The 21,213-nt window shown below is 70.9% G+C and carries 21 protein-coding genes; 12 read left to right on the plus strand and 9 right to left on the minus strand.

Annotated elements, in window-relative coordinates:
* Positions 1 to 17: 17 nt before the first annotated feature.
* Positions 18 to 1,931, minus strand: a complete 1,914-nt coding sequence (gene dxs / locus ACQPZZ_RS27865) for a 1-deoxy-D-xylulose-5-phosphate synthase (protein ID WP_432923879.1) — start codon at positions 1,929 to 1,931, stop codon at positions 18 to 20.
* 239 nt (positions 1,932 to 2,170) lie between these two features.
* Here dxs and ACQPZZ_RS27870 point away from each other — a divergent pair, with 239 nt between their 5' ends.
* Entirely contained in the window at positions 2,171 to 2,962 is a 792-nt protein-coding gene (locus ACQPZZ_RS27870; RefSeq protein ID WP_432923881.1) for a neutral zinc metallopeptidase, read from the plus strand.
* 5 nt (positions 2,963 to 2,967) lie between these two features.
* Here ACQPZZ_RS27870 and ACQPZZ_RS27875 read toward each other — a convergent pair whose 3' ends face one another.
* From ACQPZZ_RS27875 to ACQPZZ_RS27895, 5 genes are all read right to left on the minus strand, one after another.
* On the minus strand, positions 2,968 to 4,173 hold the full coding sequence (locus ACQPZZ_RS27875) for an ROK family transcriptional regulator (protein ID WP_432923883.1): 1,206 nt from the start codon (positions 4,171 to 4,173) through the stop codon (positions 2,968 to 2,970).
* A gap of 84 nt (positions 4,174 to 4,257) precedes the next feature.
* The gene (locus ACQPZZ_RS27880; protein ID WP_432923885.1) at positions 4,258 to 5,505 is read right to left on the minus strand and encodes a sugar ABC transporter permease; all 1,248 of its coding nucleotides are present in this window, start codon (positions 5,503 to 5,505) and stop codon (positions 4,258 to 4,260) included.
* The gene (locus tag ACQPZZ_RS27885) at positions 5,502 to 6,278 is read right to left on the minus strand and encodes an ATP-binding cassette domain-containing protein (RefSeq protein WP_363638597.1); all 777 of its coding nucleotides are present in this window, start codon (positions 6,276 to 6,278) and stop codon (positions 5,502 to 5,504) included. Before ACQPZZ_RS27885 ends, ACQPZZ_RS27880 begins: the two co-directional genes overlap by 4 nt.
* A 189-nt stretch (positions 6,279 to 6,467) precedes the next feature.
* Positions 6,468 to 7,589 carry a sugar ABC transporter substrate-binding protein gene (locus tag ACQPZZ_RS27890; RefSeq protein WP_432923888.1) on the minus strand — a complete coding sequence of 374 codons (1,122 nt, stop codon included), beginning with the start codon at positions 7,587 to 7,589 and terminating at the stop codon, positions 6,468 to 6,470.
* A gap of 302 nt (positions 7,590 to 7,891) precedes the next feature.
* Positions 7,892 to 8,617 carry a sulfite exporter TauE/SafE family protein gene (locus ACQPZZ_RS27895; protein ID WP_432923890.1) on the minus strand — a complete coding sequence of 242 codons (726 nt, stop codon included), beginning with the start codon at positions 8,615 to 8,617 and terminating at the stop codon, positions 7,892 to 7,894.
* Between the two features lie 176 nt (positions 8,618 to 8,793).
* Between ACQPZZ_RS27895 and ACQPZZ_RS27900 the strand changes: the two genes are divergently transcribed.
* Both ACQPZZ_RS27900 and ACQPZZ_RS27905 read left to right on the plus strand, forming a co-directional pair.
* A complete protein-coding gene (locus ACQPZZ_RS27900) occupies positions 8,794 to 9,168 on the plus strand; it encodes a ribbon-helix-helix protein, CopG family (RefSeq protein ID WP_432923892.1) in 375 nt (124 codons plus the stop codon).
* Complete coding sequence (locus ACQPZZ_RS27905; protein WP_363638589.1) at positions 9,110 to 9,442, plus strand: type II toxin-antitoxin system PemK/MazF family toxin; 333 nt, start codon at positions 9,110 to 9,112, stop codon at positions 9,440 to 9,442. Before ACQPZZ_RS27900 ends, ACQPZZ_RS27905 begins: the two co-directional genes overlap by 59 nt.
* 88 nt (positions 9,443 to 9,530) lie before the next feature.
* On the opposite strand, the gene ACQPZZ_RS27910 is transcribed toward ACQPZZ_RS27905, so the two are convergent.
* Together ACQPZZ_RS27910 and ACQPZZ_RS27915 are read right to left on the minus strand one after the other, a co-directional pair.
* Positions 9,531 to 12,305, minus strand: coding sequence for an aconitate hydratase (locus tag ACQPZZ_RS27910; RefSeq protein WP_432923894.1), 2,775 nt, complete (start codon positions 12,303 to 12,305; stop codon positions 9,531 to 9,533).
* A gap of 250 nt (positions 12,306 to 12,555) precedes the next feature.
* A complete protein-coding gene (locus tag ACQPZZ_RS27915) occupies positions 12,556 to 13,278 on the minus strand; it encodes a metal-dependent hydrolase (protein ID WP_363638585.1) in 723 nt (240 codons plus the stop codon).
* 385 nt (positions 13,279 to 13,663) lie between these two features.
* On the opposite strand from ACQPZZ_RS27915, the gene ACQPZZ_RS27920 reads away from it, so the two are divergent.
* The 8 genes from ACQPZZ_RS27920 to ACQPZZ_RS27955 all read left to right on the plus strand — a co-directional run bounded on the left by ACQPZZ_RS27920 (position 13,664) and on the right by ACQPZZ_RS27955 (position 19,682).
* Positions 13,664 to 14,464 carry a PadR family transcriptional regulator gene (locus ACQPZZ_RS27920; protein WP_432923897.1) on the plus strand — a complete coding sequence of 267 codons (801 nt, stop codon included), beginning with the start codon at positions 13,664 to 13,666 and terminating at the stop codon, positions 14,462 to 14,464.
* Between the two features lie 2 nt (positions 14,465 to 14,466).
* Entirely contained in the window at positions 14,467 to 15,162 is a 696-nt protein-coding gene (locus tag ACQPZZ_RS27925) for a DUF1707 SHOCT-like domain-containing protein (protein ID WP_432923899.1), read from the plus strand.
* Positions 15,163 to 15,273: 111 nt separating this feature from the next.
* A complete protein-coding gene (locus ACQPZZ_RS27930) occupies positions 15,274 to 16,383 on the plus strand; it encodes a HesA/MoeB/ThiF family protein (RefSeq protein WP_432923901.1) in 1,110 nt (369 codons plus the stop codon).
* Between the two features lie 82 nt (positions 16,384 to 16,465).
* Positions 16,466 to 16,591, plus strand: coding sequence for a hypothetical protein (locus ACQPZZ_RS27935; RefSeq protein WP_363638578.1), 126 nt, complete (start codon positions 16,466 to 16,468; stop codon positions 16,589 to 16,591).
* Positions 16,592 to 16,908: 317 nt separating this feature from the next.
* Entirely contained in the window at positions 16,909 to 18,123 is a 1,215-nt protein-coding gene (locus ACQPZZ_RS27940) for a hypothetical protein (RefSeq protein ID WP_432923903.1), read from the plus strand.
* The gene (locus ACQPZZ_RS27945) at positions 18,098 to 18,736 is read left to right on the plus strand and encodes a DUF6879 family protein (protein ID WP_432923905.1); all 639 of its coding nucleotides are present in this window, start codon (positions 18,098 to 18,100) and stop codon (positions 18,734 to 18,736) included. Before ACQPZZ_RS27940 ends, ACQPZZ_RS27945 begins: the two co-directional genes overlap by 26 nt.
* An 80-nt stretch (positions 18,737 to 18,816) precedes the next feature.
* Positions 18,817 to 18,945 carry a hypothetical protein gene (locus ACQPZZ_RS27950; RefSeq protein ID WP_432923907.1) on the plus strand — a complete coding sequence of 43 codons (129 nt, stop codon included), beginning with the start codon at positions 18,817 to 18,819 and terminating at the stop codon, positions 18,943 to 18,945.
* Between the two features lie 107 nt (positions 18,946 to 19,052).
* Positions 19,053 to 19,682, plus strand: a complete 630-nt coding sequence (locus tag ACQPZZ_RS27955; protein ID WP_432923909.1) for a DUF6879 family protein — start codon at positions 19,053 to 19,055, stop codon at positions 19,680 to 19,682.
* A gap of 32 nt (positions 19,683 to 19,714) precedes the next feature.
* On the opposite strand, the gene ACQPZZ_RS27960 is transcribed toward ACQPZZ_RS27955, so the two are convergent.
* The gene (locus ACQPZZ_RS27960; protein ID WP_432923911.1) at positions 19,715 to 20,158 is read right to left on the minus strand and encodes a MarR family winged helix-turn-helix transcriptional regulator; all 444 of its coding nucleotides are present in this window, start codon (positions 20,156 to 20,158) and stop codon (positions 19,715 to 19,717) included.
* A 109-nt stretch (positions 20,159 to 20,267) separates the two neighbouring features.
* On the opposite strand from ACQPZZ_RS27960, the gene ACQPZZ_RS27965 reads away from it, so the two are divergent.
* Positions 20,268 to 21,179: an alpha/beta hydrolase gene (locus ACQPZZ_RS27965; protein WP_432923913.1), complete on the plus strand. Its 912-nt coding sequence runs from the start codon at positions 20,268 to 20,270 to the stop codon at positions 21,177 to 21,179.
* Positions 21,180 to 21,213: the final 34 nt, after the last annotated feature.

Genomic DNA, 21,213 nt, shown 5'->3' on the forward strand with positions numbered 1-21,213 from the left:
GGTATTACTCCTGGTTGTCAATCGGTGGGCTGCGCGAGCCGCGCCGGATGACTCTCCATCACCTGCGACCGGCGCGCCACGGCCTCGGTGATCTGACGGGCGAGGTCCTGCGCGGTCAGGCCGATGTCGGAGAGGATCTTGGCCCGCTTGGCGTGGTCGAGGAAGCGCTGGGGGATGCCGTGGGTCCGGACCGGCACGTCCACGTCGGCGTCGCGCAGCATGCGCGACACGGCGTCGCCCACGCCGCCGACCCGCCCGTTGTCCTCCACCACGACGACCAGCTTGTGCGCGGCCGCGGCCAGCACCAGGGCCTCGTCCAGCGGCTTCACCCAGCGGGGGTCGACGACGGTGGCCGAGATGCCCTGCGCGTCGAGGAGGTTCGCGGCCTCCATGCAGATCCCGGCCATCGGGCCGACCGCGACCAGCAGCACGTCGGCGTCGCCGGCGCGCAGCACGTCCATCTCGCCCAGCTTGCCGACGGCCTCCACGTCCTCGGGCAGGCCGCCCTTGGGATAGCGGACCACCGACGGGCCGTCGTCGATCCGGACCGCCTCGGCCAGCAGTTCGCGCAGCCGCGCGCCGTCGCGCGGGACGGCGATCGACAGTCCGGGGATCACCTGCAGGATCGACAGGTCCCACATGCCGTTGTGGCTGGGGCCGTCGTCCCCCGTCACGCCCGAGCGGTCGAGCACGACGGTGACCGGCAGGCGGTGCAGCGCCACGTCCATCAGGAGCTGGTCGAAGGCCCGGTTGAGGAACGTCGCGTAGAGGGCCACGACCGGGTGGAGGCCGCCGATCGCGAGCCCGGCGGCGCTCGTCAAGGCGTGCTGCTCGGCGATGCCCACGTCGTAGATCCGGTCGGGGTACGTCTCGGCGAACGCGGCCAGGCCGACCGGGTGGAGCATCGCCGCGGTGATCGCGACGACGTCGTCCCGCTCCCCGCCGATCTTGACGATCTCCTCGCTGAACACGTTGGTCCAGCTGTGCGGCTTGGGCCGCTCCTCGCCCGTCAGCGGGTCGAACGGGCCGGGGCCGTGGAAGCAGTCCTCGTCGTGGTTCTCCGCGTGCGTGTAGCCGTTGCCCTTGCGGGTGAGCGCGTGCACGATGACGGGCCCGCGGAAACCCCTGGCCCGGCGCAGGGCGGCCTCCACCGCCGCCTCGTCGTGGCCGTCGATCGGGCCGACGTACTTCATCCCGAGATCCTCGAACATGGCCTGGGGGGTCAGGATGTCCTTCAGGCCCTTCTTGATGCCGTGCAGCGTGTCGTAGAGCGGCGTGCCGACCACCGGCACCTTGGCGAGGTTGTGCTTCACCAGTTCGAGCACGTGCTCGTAGCCCTGGGTCATCCGCAGGGACGACAGGTGGGAGGCGAGACCGCCGATCGTCGGCGAGTAGGAGCGGCCGTTGTCGTTGACCACGATGATCAGCGGCAGGTCCTTGCGCCCGGCGATGTTGTTGAGCGCCTCCCAGGCCATGCCGCCGGTCAGCGCGCCGTCGCCGATCACCGCCACCACCGTGCGGCCGGTCTCCCCCCGCAGCACCATCGCCTTGGCCAGCCCGTCGGCGTACGACAGGGCGGTGGAGGCGTGCGAGTTCTCGATCACGTCGTGCTCGGACTCGGTCTGGCTGGGGTAGCCCGACAGGCCGCCCTCCTGGCGGAGCGTGCCGAACTGCCCGGCCCGGCCCGTCAGCATCTTGTGCACGTACGCCTGGTGGCCGGTGTCGAACAGGATCGGGTCGCGCGGTGAGTCGAAGACCCTGTGGAGGGCGATGGTCAGCTCGACGACGCCGAGGTTGGGCCCGAGGTGGCCGCCGGTCTTCGCCACGGAGGAGACCAGCAGCTCGCGGATCTCCGCCGCCAGCGCGGGCAGCTCCCCCACCTCAAGGCGCTTCACGTCGAGCGGGTCCTTGATCGTCTCCAGAATCCCCACCGCGTATCCTTCCCGCTCGCCATCGAACGGATCGAGTCTAGTTCTAGCAAGGCCTGGTGGTATCAGGGGTCGCACCGAACCTTCACGAGACCTCGCCGACGCCGGCATCGAATCCGCTTTACCCGTCGCCGCCTCCTGCCCTACCCTCATGATCCACGCAAGAAAAGCTCGCATTACCGGGTCTTCGGGCGGTTCGCCGGATTCCTGACTATCTCTCTGTCCGTTTTGGATGCCCACTCATGATTCGCATAAGCCTCCGCACGGTGGCCGTCGCGGCGACGGCGGCGGCGGGGGTCCTGTCCCTCACCGGCACGGCGAGCGCGTCCGGCACGCCGGCGCGGCCCGTGCCCACCGGCCAGAAGGCGCTGACGAGGAACCCGCTCTACACCGCGGGCGCGTTCGAAACCTCCCGGTGCACCGAGCCGGCCCGCCGGGCCGGCGACCTGACCACCTTCCGGGCCTATCTGGACGCCCTGTTCGGCTGCCTGCGGCGCACCTGGAGCGAGGAGTTCCACCGGGCCGGGCTGAGGTTCTCCCCGCCACGGGTGCGTTACATCACCAAAGGCGTGTACACGGGCTGCACCCAGTACATGGCGAGCTACCTGGCGGGCCAGTACTGCCCCAAGAACACGACGATGTGGGTCCTGCTGGACAAGGAGGCGCTGTCCGATCCCACGGGGTTCGACCTCTTCACGGTCGTCACCCACGAGTACGGCCACTACGCGCAGGACCGCGCCGGCATCCTGGCCGAGTTCGACCGGCAGTCCGCCAAGGCGGGCGGGAAACGGGAGGCCAACCTCAACCGCCGCGTCGAACTGCAGGCCGAGTGCTTCTCCGGCGCCTTCGTCGGCAGCGTCTGGCGTTCGCTGGGCCGCGACCGGCTCGACTGGGACGAGCAGCTCAAATGGGTCGTCGGCGACAGGTGGCACGGCACGACGCGCAACATCCGCTACTGGCTCAAGCGCGGCTGGTACGGCAGGGGCCCGCAGGTGTGCGACACCTTCTCCGCCCCCGCCTCCCGGGTCGCCTAGCGCCCTCAGGGGGCGACGCGGGACAGCGCTTCGAGGGGGTCGGCGAGCACCTGGGCGAAGGCCAGTTCGGCGGCCCCCATCAGGGTCGCGTCGTCGCCCAGCGCCGTGGTGCGCAGCCGCACCTGCTCCCGCGTCGCGCGCAGGGTGCCGGTGGCGATCCGGCTGCGCACCTGGGCGGCGGAACCCAGGTAGATCTCCCGCAGGATGCCGCCGAAGACGACCATCTCGGGGTTGAAGACGTTCACCAGGCTCGCGACGCCGAGCCCGAGCCAGTTCCCCACGTGGGCGAGCGCCTCCTGGGCCATCACGTCGCCCCGGTCGGCGGCGTCGACGACGGCACGGACCGCGTCCCTGCCGATCATCTCGCCGTACCGGCCGGCGTGCTCCATGAGGGCGGGCTCCCCCACCTCGGCCTCCAGGCAGCCGTGCGAGCCGCAGGCGCAGGGGCGGCCGTCCGGGTTGACCACCATGTGGCCCACCTCGCCGCCATACCCGCCGTACCCCCCGAGGAGCTGGCCGTTCACGATGATGCCGCCGCCGATGCCCACGTCGCCGTGGAGGTAGATCAGGTCGCGGCAGCCGGCCCCGATCCCGCGGGTGTGCTCGGCGAGCGCGCCGAGGTTCGCCTCGTTGCCCACCGTCACCGGCAGCCCCAGCGCGAGCCGCTTCGTCAGCTCCTCGCCCAGAGGCATCTCGAACGCGCCGATGTTCGGCCCGATCCTGACCACGCCGTCGGAGGCGCGGACCACACCGGAGACCGCCGCCGCCGCGCCGACGCAGATCGTGTCCTCGCGGGTCTTGCGCCGCATCTGCCGGGCGAAGCCCGCCAGCGTCCCCACGACCTGCGCCATGTCGAAGTCCCCGCGCGCCCGCACGGCCTCGCGGCGGTCGAGGATCACGCCGCCGAGGCCGATGCGCGCGGCGGCCAGGCGGTCGACCCCCACCTCGAAGGCCAGCACGTAGACGCGTGCCGTCTCCGGGCGGACGACCAGCGACGGCCGTCCCGCCCGGCCGGTGTCCTTGGGCAGTTCCTCCCTGACCAGACCGGCCGCCGTCAGGTCCGCCGTGAGCGCCATGATGGTGCTCCGGTTCAGCCCCATCAGCGAGGTCAGCTCGGCGCGCGAGGTCGGCCCCCCGAGGTGGACGTGCCGCAGCAGCGTCCCGAGGTTGTGCTTGCGGATCTCCTCCTGTGAGGGACCGGCGCGCATCATCGGGGCAGCCTCGGATTCCGTGGGGGGTCGGGGGAAACCTGAGCAGGTCAGGGGCCGGAGATCACCTTATCGGTCCCGATCACGTCATCTTCTGCCGGTCGCCGCCGCACGCTTCCTCGACAGCGCGTCCACGCCCGCGGCGAGCAGGAGCACCGAACCGGTCACGACGAACTTGACGCCGGCGCTGTAGCCCATCAGGCCCATGCCGTTCTCGATGACCGCGACCACCGCGCCGCCGAGCAGCGCGTCGAGCGCCCGGCCCTTGCCGCCGAAGAGGCTGGTGCCGCCGATGACGGCCGCGCCCACCGCGAACAGCAGCACGTTGCTGCCGCCGGTGTTGGGGTCGACCGAGTTGGCCCGCGACGCCGCGATGATGCCGCCGAGCGAGGCCATGAAGGAGCAGATGACGAAGGCGGAGATGCGGATGCGGTCCACGTTGATGCCGGCCCTGCGGGCGGCCTCGGCGTTGCCGCCGACCGCGTAGATGTGCCGGCCGTACGCCGTGCGCCGCAGCACGAAGGTCCACACGATCAGCAGGATCACGATCAGCGGGACGACGATCGGCACGCCCTTGAGCGACACGAGCGCCGCGTTGCGGCTGCGCTCCAGGTTGAGCACGTACACCGCGACCCCGGCGACCACGGCGAGCGTCGCGACCCGGGCGGCGATGACCGCGACCGGAGTGGCGACCAGGCCGCGGGCCGCACGGCGGCGCGCCTGCACGAACTGGATGGCGGCGTACGCCAAGACGCCCACGACCAGCGCCCCCCAGCCGACGACCGGCGGGACGTTCTTGTTCGCGATCGCGAGGATCGTCTCGTCGCGGATCGAGATGTTGGTGCCGTCCTTCACCAGCAGCAGCACGACGCCCTGGAAAGCCAGGAACGCCGCCAGCGTGACCACGAAGGACGGGATGCCGAGCTTGGCCACCAGCGACCCGAGCACCAGGCCGATGACCGCGCCGGTGACCATCGCGGCCAGGACCGCGAGATACCAGGGCCAGCCCTGCAGGGTCAGCAGTACGGCGAGCACCGCCGCGCAGACGCCGCTCGCGAAACCGGCGGACAGGTCGATCTCGCCGAGGAGCAGCACGAAGATCAGGCCCATGGCGATGACGGCGACCGCCGCGCCCTGGGTGAACAGGTTGGCGAAGTTGACCGCCGACAGGAAGGCCGGGCGCAGGACGGAGAAGACCACGCAGAGGATGACGAGGCCGAAGACCGCGGGCAGCGCCCCCAGCTCACCGCCCTTGACCCGCTCGATGTAGCCCTTGACGTGCCCGCCGAGCGCGGACTCGGCGTTCTCCTGCTTGGGGAGCGTTTCGGTTGTCATGATGCCGCTCCGTTGCCGTTCTTGAGCCCGAGCTCCCCGCTGCGCCCGGAGGTGATGAGTTCCACGATCTGCGCGTGGGTCACTTCGGACGCCTTGACCTCGGCCGCCATCCGGCCCAGGTAGAGCGCCGCGATCCGGTCGGACACGGCGAAGACGTCGTTCATGTTGTGAGAGATGAGCACCACCGCGAGGCCCTTGTCCGCCAGGCGGCGCACCAGCTCCAGGACCTGGGCGGTCTGCGCGACGCCGAGGGCGGCGGTCGGCTCGTCGAGGATGACGACCTTGCTGTTCCACAGAACGGCCTTGGCGATCGCCACGGTCTGACGCTGACCGCCGGACAGGCTGGAGACGTGCTGGCGCAGCGACTTGACGGTGCGGACCGACAGGCCGGCCAGGGTCTTGGCCGCCATCTCCTCCATCGTGTCCTCGTCGAGGACCAGCCCGCTCTTGCGCTCCCGGCCCAGGAACATGTTCTGCACGATGTCGAGGTTGTCGCAGAGGGCGAGGTCCTGGTAGACGATCTCGACGCCCAGCGCCGCCGCGTCCCTGGGCCCGCTCACGTGAACCCGCTCGCCATCGAAGAAGTACTCGCCCGAGTCGATCGGGTGGATGCCGCCGATGCATTTGACCAGCGTCGACTTGCCGGCGCCGTTGTCGCCGACGAGTGCTGTCACCTCACCCGGATAGACCGAGAAGGCGACGTCGTGAAGGACCTGCACGGGGCCGAAGCTCTTGTTGATGCCGCGCAGTTCCAGGATCGGTCCCTGGGACACGATGGGCTACTCCGTAGATCGATTGGGCCGGTACGGCGCCGTTCTCGGGCCGCCTCTCGTCGCTCCGGGCGGTGCGGGGCGCCCTGTGCCGTCTCGGCTCAGGCGCCCCGCACGGTGCTCGTCGCGGCTCAGCACGTCACCCGCTCAGGGGGGTCCGCGTCGCCGTACGCACCCGGTGGATGGATGTGCTTAGCTGATGCCGGCCTCGGTGCACTTGTCGGCGAAGTCGCCGGTGCACAGCTCGTCCTTGCTCACGAAGCCGTCGGCCACGACGTCCTTGACGTTGTCGAAGAAGATGGCCTGGGGCTCCAGCAGCACGGAGGGGACGTCACGGTTGCCCTCGGTGTCCTTGACCGTGCCGCTCGCCTGCGGCTGCTCGCCCTTGGCCAGCGAGACGGCGAGCTGCGCGGCGGCGTCCGCCTCCTTCTTGATGGCCTTGTAGACCGTCATGCACTGGTCGCCGGCGAGGATGTTCTGCAGGCCCTGCACGGTGGCGTCCTGGCCGGTGACCGGGACCTTGCCGTTCAGCTTCTGCTTCTTCAGCACGGAGATGGCGGCGTTGCCCAGGCCGTCGTTGGCGGCGAGGACACCGGCGATCTTCGGCTCCTGGGTCAGCATCTGCTCGAAGATCGTGCCGGCCTGGGTGTTGTCCCAGTCGGGAACCGACTGGTCCGGGCCCTTCTTGTAGTCGCCGGAGTCGTACTTCGGCTGCAGCACGCCGTCGTAGCCCTGCTTGAACAGCGTGGCGTTGTTGTCGGTCGGCGAGCCGTTCAGCTCGGCGACGATCGGCTTGTCGGCCTTCTTCTCGGTCAGGCACTTGACCAGGCCCTCGCCCTGCAGCTTGCCGACCGCCGTGTTGTCGAACGACACGTAGTAGGAGGCGCTGCCGCCGAGCGTGAGACGGTCGTAGTCGATCGTCGCGACGCCCTGCGACTTGGCCTTGTCCAGCACTGCCTTGCCGGTGCCGCTGTCCAGGTTGACGATCATCAGGACGGTCGCGCCGTTCGTGATCATCTGGTCCGCGATCGTCTGGAACGCGGTCTTGTCACCCTGGGCGTTCTGGATGTCGTACTGGACACCCGCCGTCTTGAACGCCTCCTCGAGGTACTTGCGGTCGGCGGTCTCCCACCGGGCGGAGGACTTGCTGTCCGGCAGGATGACACCGATCTTGCCGGGCTTGGCGTCGCCGGCGGCGGCCGAGGGGGCGCTGCTGGTCTCCGCCGAGGTGTCACCGCTCTCGCCCCCGCAGGCGGTGAGACCGAGGGTGAGCGCCGCGGCGGCGGCGCCGATGCTGAGGATCCCCTTGCGCATGATGCGTGGGTCCTTTCTTTGGCTGGGGGTCTATGAGGGGGTGCGGCCGAGCCAGTGCCTCTTCCCGCCGTCTGGGCGAATGCTGTCGGTCAAGACACTCTGGCCACCCGGTACGGCAGGGGCCGGGTCACGGCGTTCACCGCTCCAGGGAATGTTGTTTGAGACAACGTAAGCCCAAAGCGCAGGTGGTGAAAGACACAGGACGGTAACGTTTGTTGTCCGCGGTAACAATGAAGAAACGCACGATCAACTTCGGGCGGCGATCCTCCCCCGGCTCGGGCAGCCCGCCGCGCCCCCGGCGGTCAGTGGGCGAGGCTCTGCCCGAGCAGTGCGCAGGCGGAGACGGCGGCCACCGTCAGGACCGCCGTACGCACCCTTCCGCCGTCGAGGTAACGGCGCAGCGGTCCCGATGCCGCGAAGCCGAGCAGGACGAAGGGCACCAGGGCCGCTCCCGCCGCCAGGGCGCGCCCGGGGAGCCTACCGAGGACGGCGAGGATGACGAGCGACTGGGCGGCGCTCACGCAGAAGAACATCGCCAGCGTCGCCCGGATCTGCGGGCCGCGGGCGCTCTGGTAGACCAGGGCGATCGGCGGGCCGCCGATCCCGGTGGCCGTGCCCGTGATCCCCGAGAGGAACCCGGCGGCGGTCAGCGTCGCGCCGTTGCGCGGCACGGACACGGCGCGGGCCGTCAGCACGACCGCGACCAGCACCATCACTCCGACCAGCACGCCGAGGGCCGCCGTGCTCACATAGACGACCACGAGTGCGCCGATCGCACTGCCCGGCAGCCGGCCCAGCAGGGCGAACCCGGCCCCCCGCCACTCGGCCCTGCGCCACTCTCCGGCCAGGGTGAGCAGCGGCATCGTCATGTTGACGACCTGGACCGCGCCGGGCATCACCGCCGGGTCGAGCAGCGTGATCAAGGGTGCGGCCACCAGGCCCAGGCCGAACCCCACCCCGCCCTGCACGATCGCCCCGATGAAGACGGCCACTCCCCCGATGAGCAGCAGCACCACGTCGTGATCCATGCGCGGACCCTAGTGGCGTCCCCCACCGCCACGGCAACCGGTTATCCGGCCCCAAAAACTCGGACAATCACCGTCAGTAATCGAAAAGTATCGCGAGAGTAATCAGAGCCCTCGTAGACTCGCGCGTGGCGACATGGCCATAGCGCCTTTTGTAGACAGGATCGTAGCCTCGCGGTATGGGGAGCGAGCAACGCCACACGACGATCCGGGTCAGCGTCGAGATCAGAGACCTGATAGCGCAACTCTCGGAGCAGGAAGGCAAGAGCATGACCGCACTGGTCGAGGACGCCGTGAGAGAGCACAGGAAGAAGCTCCGCTGGCAGCGTGTCGCCGCGCAGATGGAGCGGACACGAAGCGAGGACCCGGAAGGCTGGGCGGAGTACGTCACAGAGCGCGACCTGTGGCTCGGTCCTCCGTCGAACCGCATCGCCCCCGAGTGGGAAGGTCTTTTCGATCCGCCCGAGGATCTCCCCAACGCACCCGAGGAGAGGAATGAGGGTCAGGCAAGGCGACATCTGGTGGACCGACCTCGGCGACCCGATCGGCCGTGAGCAAGGGTACGGCCGGCCTGCCGTCGTCGTCAGCAACGACATCTGCAACAGATTCGTACGGGACCCCGTGCTCGCCGTCCCGTTGACGACGCGATTTCGCGGCTGGGACACGCACATCGAGGTAGCGCCCGATGAAACGGGACTGCCGAAGACGAGTTGGGCGATGGTCGAGCAACTGCGCGCGCTCTCACCTGAACGATTCGGCACAAGGATCGGGGTCGTTCCGCCCGGCGTGCTGTCGGAGATCGCCGACTGGGTCGCCGACATGCTGTAGAACGGCGGCGCCCTGGACGAGATCTGAGATCCCGTCCAGGGCGGCGTCAGGTGCGATGAGACCTCGCCTCAGCTCTAGGCGAGCCCTCTCAGCTCTTGGCCAGCAGGGAGCGCAGGACGTACTGCATGATGCCGCCGTGGCGGTAGTAGTCCGCCTCGCCGGGCGTGTCGATCCGCACCACGGCCTGGAACTCGACGTCTCCGGCCCGCACGGTGACGGTGGCGGGGGTCGAGCCGGTGTTCAGCTCCTCGACTCCCACGATGTCGAAGGTCTCCTCGCCGGTCAGGCCCAGCGATTCGGCGCTCTCACCCTCGGGGAACTGCAGCGGCAGCACGCCCATGCCGATCAGGTTCGACCGGTGGATGCGCTCGTACGACTCGGCGATGACGGCGCGCACGCCGAGCAGCGCGGTGCCCTTGGCCGCCCAGTCACGCGAGGACCCGGAGCCGTACTCCTTGCCGGCCAGGACGACCAGCGGGATGCCGGCGGCCTGGTAGTTCTGCGACGCGTCGTAGATGAACGCCTGCTCCCCGCCCTTGGTGAAGTCGCGGGTGTAGCCGCCCTCCACGCCGTCGAGCAGCAGGTTGCGCAGCCGGATGTTCGCGAACGTGCCGCGGATCATCACCTCGTGGTTGCCGCGGCGGGAGCCGTAGGAGTTGAAGTCCCTGACCTCGACGCCGTGCTCGCGCAGGTAGCGGCCCGCCGGAGTGTCGGCCTTGATCGCGCCCGCGGGCGAGATGTGGTCGGTCGTGACCGAGTCGCCCAGCTTCGCCAGGACCCGGGCGCCGCTGATGTCCGTCACCGGCTCGGGCTTGGCGGGCATGCCGTCGAAGTACGGCGCCTTGCGGACGTACGTCGACTCGGAGTCCCACTCGAACGTGTCGCCGGTCGGGATCGGCAGCGACTGCCAGTGCTCGTCACCCTTGAAGACGTCCGCGTAGTCGCGCTGGAACATGTCCTGGCTGATCGACTCCGACACCACCGCCGCGACCTCCTCGGGCGCGGGCCAGATGTCCTTGAGGAAGACCGGCTGACCGTCGTCGCCGACGCCGAGCGGCTCGTTGTTCAGGTCGACGTCCATCGTCCCGGCCAGCGCGTACGCCACCACGAGCGGCGGCGAGGCCAGGTAGTTCATCTTGACGTCGGGGTTGATGCGGCCCTCGAAGTTGCGGTTGCCCGACAGCACGGCGGTGACCGCGAGGTCGCCGTCCTGGACCGCGGCGGAGATCTCCGGCTCCAGCGGGCCGGAGTTGCCGATGCAGGTGGTGCAGCCGTAGCCGACGAGGTTGAAGCCCAGCTTGTCGAGGTACGGCTGGAGGCCGGACCGCTCGAAGTAGCCGGTGACGACCTGGCTGCCCGGGGCGAGCGAGGTCTTCACCCACGGCTTGCGCGACAGCCCCTTGTCCACCGCGTTCTTCGCCAGCAGGGCCGCGCCGAGCATGACGTACGGGTTGGAGGTGTTCGTGCAGGACGTGATCGCGGCGATCGTGACGACACCGTGGTCGATCTCGAACGACGTGCCGTCCGACAGCGTCACGGGCGTGGGCCGGTGCGGCCGCTCACCGTTGCGCCGCACGGCGTGCGGCACGTCGCCCGCCCCGCTGTGGGAGATCGCCGGAGAGTCCGAGGCCGGGAAGGACTCGGCGGACGCCTCGTCGGCCGGGCCCTCGATGCACTCGTCGGTGACGTAGGTGCGGACCGCCGCGCGCCAGGCCGACTTGGCGTCGGCCAGCGGGATGCGGTCCTGCGGGCGCTTGGGCCCGGCGATCGACGGGACGACGGTCGACAGGTCGAGCTCGATGTACTCGCTGAAGGCGGGCTCGGGGGCCGAGGGGTCGAGCCACAGGCCCTGCTCCTTGGCGTACGCCTCGACCAGCGCGACCTGCTCCGGCGAGCGGCCGGTGAGCTTGAGGTAGTCGATGGTCTGGCCGTCGATCGGGAAGATGGCGCAGGTGGAGCCGAACTCGGGGCTCATGTTGCCGATCGTGGCGCGGTTGGCCAGCGGCACGCTGGAGACGCCCTCGCCGTAGAACTCCACGAACTTGCCGACCACGCCGTGCTTGCGCAGCATCTCGGTGATCGTGAGCACGAGGTCGGTCGCGGTGGCGCCGGCCGGCAGCTTGCCGGTCAGCTTGAAGCCGACCACCCGCGGGATCAGCATCGAGATCGGCTGGCCGAGCATCGCGGCCTCGGCCTCGATGCCGCCGACGCCCCAGCCGAGGACGCCGATGCCGTTCTCCATCGTGGTGTGGGAGTCGGTGCCCACGCAGGTGTCCGGGTAGGCCTTGCCGTCGCGGGTCATGACCACGCGGGCCAGGTGCTCGATGTTGACCTGGTGGACGATGCCGGTGCCGGGCGGGACGACCTTGAACTCGTCGAACGCCGTCTGGCCCCAGCGCAGGAACTGGTAGCGCTCGCGGTTGCGCTCGTACTCCCGCTCGACGTTGCGCTGGAAGGAGTCGGGGTGGCCGAAGAAGTCGACGATGACCGAGTGGTCGATGACCATCTCGGCCGGCGCGAGCGGGTTGATCCTCGCCGGGTCGCCGCCCAGGTCGCGTACGGCCTCGCGCATGGTGGCGAGGTCGACCACGCAGGGCACGCCGGTGAAGTCCTGCATGATCACACGGGCGGGGGTGAACTGGATCTCCACGCTCGGCTGGGCGTTCGGGTCCCAGCCCGCGATGGCGCGGATGTGGTCGGCGGTGATGTTCGCGCCGTCCTCGGTGCGGAGCAGGTTTTCCAGCAGGATCTTGAGGCTGTACGGGAGGCGCGCCGACCCCTCGACGGCGTCCAGCCGGTAGATCTCGTATGACGCGTCGCCGACGCGCAGCGTGTCACGGCTGCCGAAGCTGTTCGCGGACACGAAGTTCGCCTCCCCAGGGTTCCGGGCTTGTCTCAGGTTTCGTGTGCATCCTCCCGCACGTCCGGGACACTCCTGACAATTAGGTTGCCCTAACCTGTGCGGGTCGACGGATGTCTCGATGTCAAGATATCCCTCAAGATATCTCGACATCAAGTTACTGATAGGTAGGCCGGCATCATGGTGCCGGCGAACAGCCGGGTTTCCGGCTTCCGCGATGGTTCAGGCGGACACGCGTGGCACGCGTCACCGCTCAGGCGGGCATCAGCCGCAGGCAGAACAGCGCGATCACCACGATCGACAGGGCCGGGCCGAGGAACTGCTTCTCGAACGCCCTGCCGGTCTTGATGCCGATCTTCCACGGCAGGAGCCAACGTCCCTGGATCGGCCATAAGACGGGGCAGCCGCGCTCGGTCAGGCAGTCGCCGATGACATGCACCAGGCAGCCGACCCCGATGGCCAGCCCCAGCCAGGAGTAGGTGACCCCGAGCGTCATGAAGGTCAGGAACAGCCCTGCCGTGAGTCCCACGTTCACGATGGCGGAGGTGAGCGTCTTGCCGGGCACGCCGATGCCCACGGCGCGGATCGCCAGGCCGATCATCAGCACGACCAGGATGTCGCGGCCGATGGCGTAGCGCTCGCCGAGCAGGTGCGCACCCACTCCCATCAGGACGCTGAACAGCAGCGAGTGGGTGGCGTGCCGGTGCCCGCCGCTCACGAAGTTCACGCCCTTGCTGAGCAGCCAGGTCACCGGTCCGAACGTCTGCGCGATCGTGGCACTGGGATGGTCGAGATCGGGCAGCATGGCCGCGCCCGCGCACACGACGGCGCCCGCGACGAGCTCGGGCGGGGTCAGGATCGGCCCGGTCATCGTCGCCAGCTCCGGATGCCCCAACACGTCCGGCAGCGCCACCAGGGCCGGCGCGACCGCCAGCCACACCGCCGCCCCGCTGAGGGCGTGCGAGTGCCCCATCATGACAAGATCACGCTTGGAGACTGTACGGCAAAGCACCGACAAATTCCGCGTAGCGCCCACCCGTACGGGCACGTGTCGCGCGCCGCCGCTCGCCGCCGACGTCTCGCACGCGGCACACCGCCGCCGGAACGACGAGGGCCCCGCTCACGAGGGCCGCGGAACGACAAAGACGGGATCGTCTAGCTCCAAGAGCACCCCCCAGCCCTCTCAGAGCAGAACGATCCCGTCTTCGTGTGAGATAACGCTACGGTCTCGGGGCCTGTTCCCCCTCCTCGAAAAACTTCCGCGTGAGCTACATCACTCTTACTCGGGCGTTGTCGCAAGAACGGTCGCGATATATCGTTGAAGCATCGAGAACAGATCGTGAACCAGAAGGGGGACTGCGATGGGTTCGGCACACACGCTCGGCGGGCCCTGGGCCCGCCCCGGGTTCGGGCACGGATTCGGCCCCGGATCCGGCCACGAGTGCGGGCACGATTTCGGACACGGGTTCAGGCACGAGATGCGCCGCCAGATGCGGCGCGCGATGCGCGAGACGCTCATGAAGGGGGCGGCCATGTGGCACCAGGAGCATCACGAGGGCGGCGGCCCTCACGAGCACCGGCACCGGGGCGGCATGCGGGGGCGCGGCCCATGGGGCGGTTTCGGGCCCGGCGGCGGTCCCTTCGGGCCGCCGTGGGCGGGCGGCGGCTTCCCGTTCGGCCCCCGGGGCTTCGGACGGCAGAGGAAGGCCAAGCGCGGTGACGTACGGGCGGCGATCCTCGCCCTGCTCGCCGAGGAGCCGCGCAACGGCTACCAGATCATCCAGGAGATCGCCGAGCGCAGCCAGGGCGGCTGGAAGCCCAGCCCCGGCGCGGTCTACCCGGCGCTGCAGCAGCTCACCGACGAGGGCCTGGTGCGCGCGGAGGAGACCGACGGGCGCAAGACGTTCCAGCTCACCGAGGCCGGGCGCGCCTACGTCACGGAGCACGGGGACGAGGTCCGGGCGCCCTGGGAGGAGATGACGCCGGACGTCGGGGACGACGTCCACGAACTCTTCGATCTGTCCAGGCAGGCGGCGTCCGCGCTGTTCCAGATCGCCCACTCGGGCTCCGAGGGGCAGGTCAGGCAGGCCAAGCAGGTCCTGACCGAGACCAGGCGGCGGCTGTACCAGATCCTCGCCGACGGCGACCCGGTGGAGGAGTGACGATGGTCTCCCCTGACCGGCCGGCCGCCGAGGGCGGCGCACCCACCTCCCGCGGCGGCGACGCGCCGGGCGGCGGGCCCGCGGGCCACGCTCCGCCGAGCGGTCCGGCGTACGGCGGGGCGCGTATCGGCGCCCTGCGCATCGGGGACAGGGAGCGCGACGAGGTGACGCGGCTGCTGCACGACGCGTTCGCGCAGGGCCGCATCACCCACGAGGAGCTCGACGAGCGCCTCGACGCCACCCTCTCGGCGCGCACGGCCGAGGACCTGCGGCGGGTGACCGCCGACCTGCCCGGCGCGTGGCCGGGCGGCGCACCGGACGGCGTCTCGGACGGCGGCCACCGGGCCGGTGCCCCACGCGCCTGGGGTCCGGGGCGGCCGGGCTTCCTGCCCGCCGGCGTGCCCGGTTTCCCGGGCGCCCCCGCGGGCGCGCGGCCCGGCCCGTACGGTCCCCACCGGCCCGGCGGCCCGCCCTGGGCACACGCGAGCTGGGGACACGGCATGGTCCCGCGGCGGCGCGGCCATCGCCCGCATCCGGCGCTGTTCCTCATCCCGGTGGCCGCGATCGTCGTCCTGGCGGCCGGGCCGATGTGGCCGCCGTTCCTGGTGCTCAAGTTCCTGATCATCGCTTTGCTGGTGAAGGTGGTGCTCGGCCTGGCCCACCACCGGCGTCATCACCCGCACCCCACCCGGCACTGAAGTCCGGCACCGGCATCCGGCACTGGCATCCGGGTCTTGCGCCACGGAGTTCCACGTGATGACTTCTCGGTAGGACCGCGTCAACCGTCTGCCGAGGAGGAAGCGGGACACGTGCTGTTGCCACGGGTCAAGCGGAAGCACGAGCCGTACCGCTTCGATGACGGAACGGTGCGCATCGGCGGCGAGATCTACGGGCTGGCCACCGAGATCAGCGATCCGACGGGCGGCGCGTGGGCCGCGCTCACCCTGATGGACGGCACCCGGTCTCCCGACGACGTCGCCGAGGCCGTCTGCCGGCGGCTGCCCGGCGTTTCCGCGCTCCAGGCGTCCCGGATCGTCGCCGCCCTCATCGCGTCGGGACATGTGGAGGACGCCTCGGCTCCCGTTCCGGGGGAGCTCGACGAACGGGAGCGCGAGCGGTACGACAGGAGCCAGGCGTTCTTCCATCAGGTCGACCTCGAGCCGGGACGGCGAGGATGGGACGCGCAGCTGCGCCTTCGGGCCGCCCGGGTCGTGGTGCTGGGCCTCGGCGGCACGGGGAGCCACGCCGCGTGGGCCCTCGCCGCCTCCGGCGTCGGCCGCCTGCACTGCGTGGACGCCGATGTGGTGGAGCTGTCGAACCTGAACCGGCAGGTCCTCTACACCGAGGACGATCTCGGCCGCGCCAAGGTGGACGCGGCCGTCGGCAGGCTGCGCCGGCTGAACTCCGACATCGAGGTCACCGGCGAGCGGCGAAGGATCGGCAGCGAGGCCGACCTGCTGTCCCTCGTGGCGGGCGCCGACGTCCTCGCGCTGTGCGCCGACGAGCCGAGGGAGCCCGGCATCCGGATCTGGGCCAACCGGATCTGCGCGCGGGCCGGCGTGCCGTGGGTCGGCGGCGGCTACAACGGCCCCCTCGTGACCGTGGGCACCTTCGCCCCCGGGCGTGGCGCCTGCTACGAGTGCCTGGCCGCGGGCGAGGCGCGCCGCCGCAGGCCGGGCCTTCCGGTGGACCTCGGAGGACCGGGCGTGGTCGCCGCCTCGGCCGGCGTCTCGGGCCAGCTGGTCGCGCACTCGGTGATCTCGCTGGTCACCGGAGTGCCCGAGCCCGCCACCGGCACGGCCGTCGGACTGAACCTCATCGCACCGGACCAGCACATCTGGGTCCGGCATCCGCCTCGCCCCGACTGCCCGGTCTGCGGAGGTCAGCGCCAATCAACCGAGTCGCAAAATGGGGCTTGACCGATTATGTCTGACATCCGAACATTTAAATGTTTTCTCTCGCGCGAGGTCCGCACCGATAATCCATGGCGGAAGGTGTTCGATGACCCCTCAAGAGCAGAATCAGGCACAGCCGGACGAATCGGCCGAGCCCGTCGCGGCCGAGATCGCGATCCGCAGACTGGACAAGATCGAGACAACGGCCTTCAGCCAGGGCAACTCGACCTGAGACCGGCCGGTGGTGCCTGACAAACGCTGCCCGTCAGGAGCGGGGATCCAGGTGGACGCATCGCAAGCCGGAGGAGGCCACGGCCGAGCTGTGGGCGACGAAATCGGGCCCCGCGGAAATTCCGAGTTCGCGAGGAATTCCCGCGGGTGGGGCACCTTCCGGAGCCCCAGTGGAAAACCCGTGCCTGCGAGGATTTTCTCCGGTGTGAAGCGCGATGAGGCGCCGTCCGGATCACGCTCGGCAGTGCTCCGTTCACCGGGCACCGGAACCGGGGCGGGCCGGACGCCCGCCCCGGCGGGCCCCGCGGGCCGTTCGTCATGACACCGACCCGGGTCACCCTGCACGATCTCGGCGTACGCCGGGACCGCGAGGAGTGGATCGTCGGGCGGGTGGAGACCGGCGACGTCATCGCCGTACCCGCGCAGGGCATGCGGGTCATCCGCCTGTTCCAGGAGGGGGCGACGGTCCCCGAGGTGGAGCGGCGGCTCGGCGCGGAGACCGGGACCCGGGTGGACGTGGGCGGGTTCGTCGACGGCCTGGTCCGTGCGGGATTGGTGGCGGCGGTGGACGGACGCCCCGTCCCCGCGGCCCCTCCCCCGCCGCCCACTCTTCCCCGGCTGCTGCCCCGCCACGTGCGGTGGACGCTCAACCCGTCGCTGCACGCCGCCCTGGCGGCCGTGATCCTTGCCGGGGTGGCGGTGGCACTGCTGCGGCCGCGCGTCGTCCCCGGCTGGCGGGACCTGCTCTGGAGCGACCACGGGACGCTGGTCCTGCTCGCGCAGACGGCGGCCGGATGGATGCTGATCCTCCTGCACGAGCTGGCCCATCTGTGCACGGCTCGCGCCGCCGGCGTGCCGGGGCGCGTCAGGTTCGGCACCCGTCTGCAGTTCCTCACGGCGCAGACCGAGGTGTCGGGCGTCTGGCTGGCGGAGCGCCGGGTCCGGCTGACGGTCTACCTCTCCGGCATGGCGCTGGACGCCGCCGTGTGCGCGGTCTGCCTCCTGCTCATGGTGCCGGCCGGGCCGCGTCCGGCCCTGTCCGTCGTCGCGATGACGGCGCTGATCATGCTGTCGGCCCAGTTCCTGGTGTTCATGCGCACCGATCTCTACTTCGTGCTGCAGGACGTGACGGGCTGCCGGAACCTGTACGGCGACTCCGCCGCGTACGCGGCGCACGTGTGCCGCCGGGCCCTGCTGCGCCGGTCGGCCGATCCGCTCGCCCGGCTGCCGCGGGCCGAGAGCCGCTGGGTCCGGGCGTACACGGCGATGCTCGTCGCCGGGACCGCGTTGTGCCTCTGGCTCGCCGTCACGGTGACGCTTCCCGCGGCCCTGGGCCTGCTCGCCGGTGCCGTGCGTGCGCTGCTCGACCCGCCCGGATGGGTCGCCGCGGCGGACGGCGTGGTCACGGTGCTGGTCGTCACCGGGTTCCACGTCCTTTGGGCCACAACGTGGTGGCGCAGGCACGGCCCGAAGGCGCGCCGTGCCGCCGGTTCGCTGAGGAGAAACCGTGATCCCGAGTCATGTGTTCGATGACGTCAGGGCCGCCGACGGCGAGTTCCTGGGGTTGGACGCCTATCAGGCCGAGTTCGAGGAGGTCTACCGCGACGCGACGGAGGTGGTGTGGAAGCTGGAGCGCGCCCAGCACTTCCACGAGCCGGCCGTGCCGAGCTGGCGGGCCGCCGACGCGGGCGACTGGGCGCGGGCCGTCGAGCTCGTCGAGGAGATGCGGGCCCCGCTGACCGCGATGTACCGCGAGCGGGCCCCGTTCAGGCGGCTGCGCGTCGTCGAGCTGCCCCTCACCCCGTATCTGCAGTGGGAGGCGCAGATCTTCGCCGTACGGGTCGCGGCGGGCGAGGAGATCAGGGTGCTCGCGGCGTCGGCGGTCGCGCCGCTGGAGACCCGGGCGGCGCTGCCCGAACTGGTCGTCTTCGGCCCGGGTCTGCTGTACGAGGTCCGCTACGACGAGATCGGGGCCGCGGTCGGCGCCCGCCGGATCACCGATCCCGGCGTCGTCTCACCCTGCCTGTCCGCCCTGGTCTCCCTGTACGGCGAGGGCGAGGACCTGCTGCCGTTCTTCGACCGTGAGGTGGCCCCGCTGCCGCCCCCGGCCGGCCTGTCGGAGAAGCCGGCCCGAATTGGGCCTTGACCCGGGATCGGCAGCGGCCAACGATCGACATGTCGCCCTCGGGGGAGTGTTTGCGGCCACGCCGACGAACGGAGGGTGAGATGAAGCCGGCCGAGCCAGAACCCGAGGTGGTGCAGGAGAGCGAAGCAACGCCGGGGACGAGGCAGATCAGGATCAGGTTGCTGGAGGCCGCGGAGACGGCCGTGTGCAGCAACTCGACGGGGAACTGACGCCCCCCAGACGTCCGCGGAAGACCCCACGCGCGCCGCGTCTCCGATTCCGGGCCGGAGCCGGGCGCGCTCCGACCAGCGATTCGGCTTCGGCCGAAGGAGGCTCCATGCCCGGAGAAGCGTTCGAGCACGTCAGACAGGCCGCGGGAGAGGTGCTTGCCGCGGCGGAGTACCGGACCGAGTTCTACGACCACCTGCGCCGGACCGAGGGCGTGGTGTGGAAGCTGGAACGCGCCCAGCACTTCCACGAGCCGGGCACCCCGAGCTGGGCAGCGATGATGAGCGGAGACTGGGACCGGTCGCTCGCGCTGATGGAGGAGATGCGCTTCGCCGACGATCTGCCGCCCCGGGCGGAACTGCGCCGGCTGCGGATCGTCGAGATGCCGCCGACGCCGTACCTGCAGTGGGAGATCGTCCTGCTCGCGGCGCGCACCCGGGCCGGTGAGCGGGCGCGGGCACTGCACGCCCGGTCCGTACGGCACCTGGAGAGCCGCGCGCCGCTGCCCGAGCTGCTGATCCTCAGCCACGAGCTGATGTACGAGGTCCTCTACGACGAGATCGGCGCCCATGTGGGCGCGCGGCGGATCACCGACACCCGGATCGTCGAAGGCTGCGCCCGTGCCGTCGCCGGGCTGTACGCCCGCGCCGAGGACATGGTGGCCTTCCACGACCGCGAGGTGGCGCATCTGCCGCCGCCGGCCGCCGGGCGGATCCTCTCCCGCCCCGGCCACTCCTGAGTCACGCCCGCGCCCGGCCGTCGGGACGGGGCTCAGGTCCCGTCCCGCCGGTGCTCCTCCAGCGCCGCGCGCAGGGTGGCGAGCGTCGCGGCGGTCCGGGCGAGATCGGCGGCCGGGACGACGGCCACGCGGGCGGCCAGCTCGTCCTCGAGGGCCGGGCGGGCCGCGGCCAGGAGCCGGGACCCCTCCGGCGTGAGGCTGAGGACGGAGGACCGCCGGTCCCCGGGATGCGCCGCGCGCACGCACAGGCCCGCGCTCTCGAGCCGGTCGACGGCCTTGCTCACGGCTCCGACGGTGATCCCCACCTCGCGCACGATGTCGAGCACCCGGCACCCGGGGCGGCCGTCGATGATCTGCAGGAACTCGAACTGACCCAGGCCGATCCCGTGCTCGGCACGCAGCCGGTCGCTCACCGTGTTGTACAGCCGGGTCTCGACGCGGACGAGATCGGTGAACAGCCGAGTGATGTCCGTCACATTCATCGCCGAGGTTGATTCCAGGGAATCATCTTCCGCGGAACCGGGTTTGGGACCACATGTGCATTCCACGGAATGCATTCTTCCACCCCGACACCTGGAGGTCCTGATGACCCGCCTGCAGCGCGAGGCCGTCGACGCCCTGCACCGCAACGCCCCCGTCCACCCGAACCCGACGCTGGCGGAGCAGCGCGCCGGATTCGCCGCAGCCCTTTCCCGGCCCGTGCCCGACGACGTCGCGGTACGCGAGACCGTGCTCGCCGACCGTCCCGCGCTCGACCTGACCCCGGCCTCCGCCACCGGCCGCGGGCGGCTGCTCCACTTCCACGGCGGCGGCTACGTCCTGGGCTCGCCCGGCACGCACGCGGGGCTCACCGCCCGGCTGGCGCGCCGGGCCGGGCTGCGGGCGACGTCCCTGGACTACCGGCTGGCCCCCGAGCATCCCTTCCCCGCCGCGGTGGACGACGGCCTCGCCGCCTATCGGGCACTGCTCGGCGAGGGGGTGCGACCGGAGGAGCTGGTGCTCGCCGGGGACTCCGCGGGTGGCGGCCTGGTCGTCGCCACCCTGGTCGCGGCCCGCGACGCCGGCCTCCCGCAGCCGGCGGGCGCCGTCGTGTTCTCCCCGTGGGCCGACCTGACACTCGGCGGGCAGAGCATGCACACGAAGAAGGACGCCGACCCGATCTTCATCCCCGAGGCGCTCCAGGCCTTCGCCACCCGCTACCTGGCCGGTCAGGACCCCGCCCATCCGCTGGCGAGCCCCGCGTTCGCCGACCTGCGGGGCCTGCCCCCGCTCCTGGTGCAGGCCGGCTCGAACGAACTCCTGCTGGACGACGCCGTACGGCTCGCCGGCCGCGCGGCCGCGGACGAGGTGGAGGTCACGCTGCGGGTCTGGCCGCAGGTGCCGCACGTCTTCCAGAACCACTTCGGCCACCTCGACGAGGCCGACGAGGCGCTCGACGAGGCCGCCCGCTTCCTGTCGGGCCGGGTGCGGGCAGGCCGTGAGGCACAGACGGACTGACATCCGAGCCGGGAGGAGCCCGGAGGAGCCGGGA

This window comes from Microbispora sp. CA-135349 (assembly GCF_050947365.1).
Taxonomy (GTDB): domain Bacteria; phylum Actinomycetota; class Actinomycetes; order Streptosporangiales; family Streptosporangiaceae; genus Microbispora.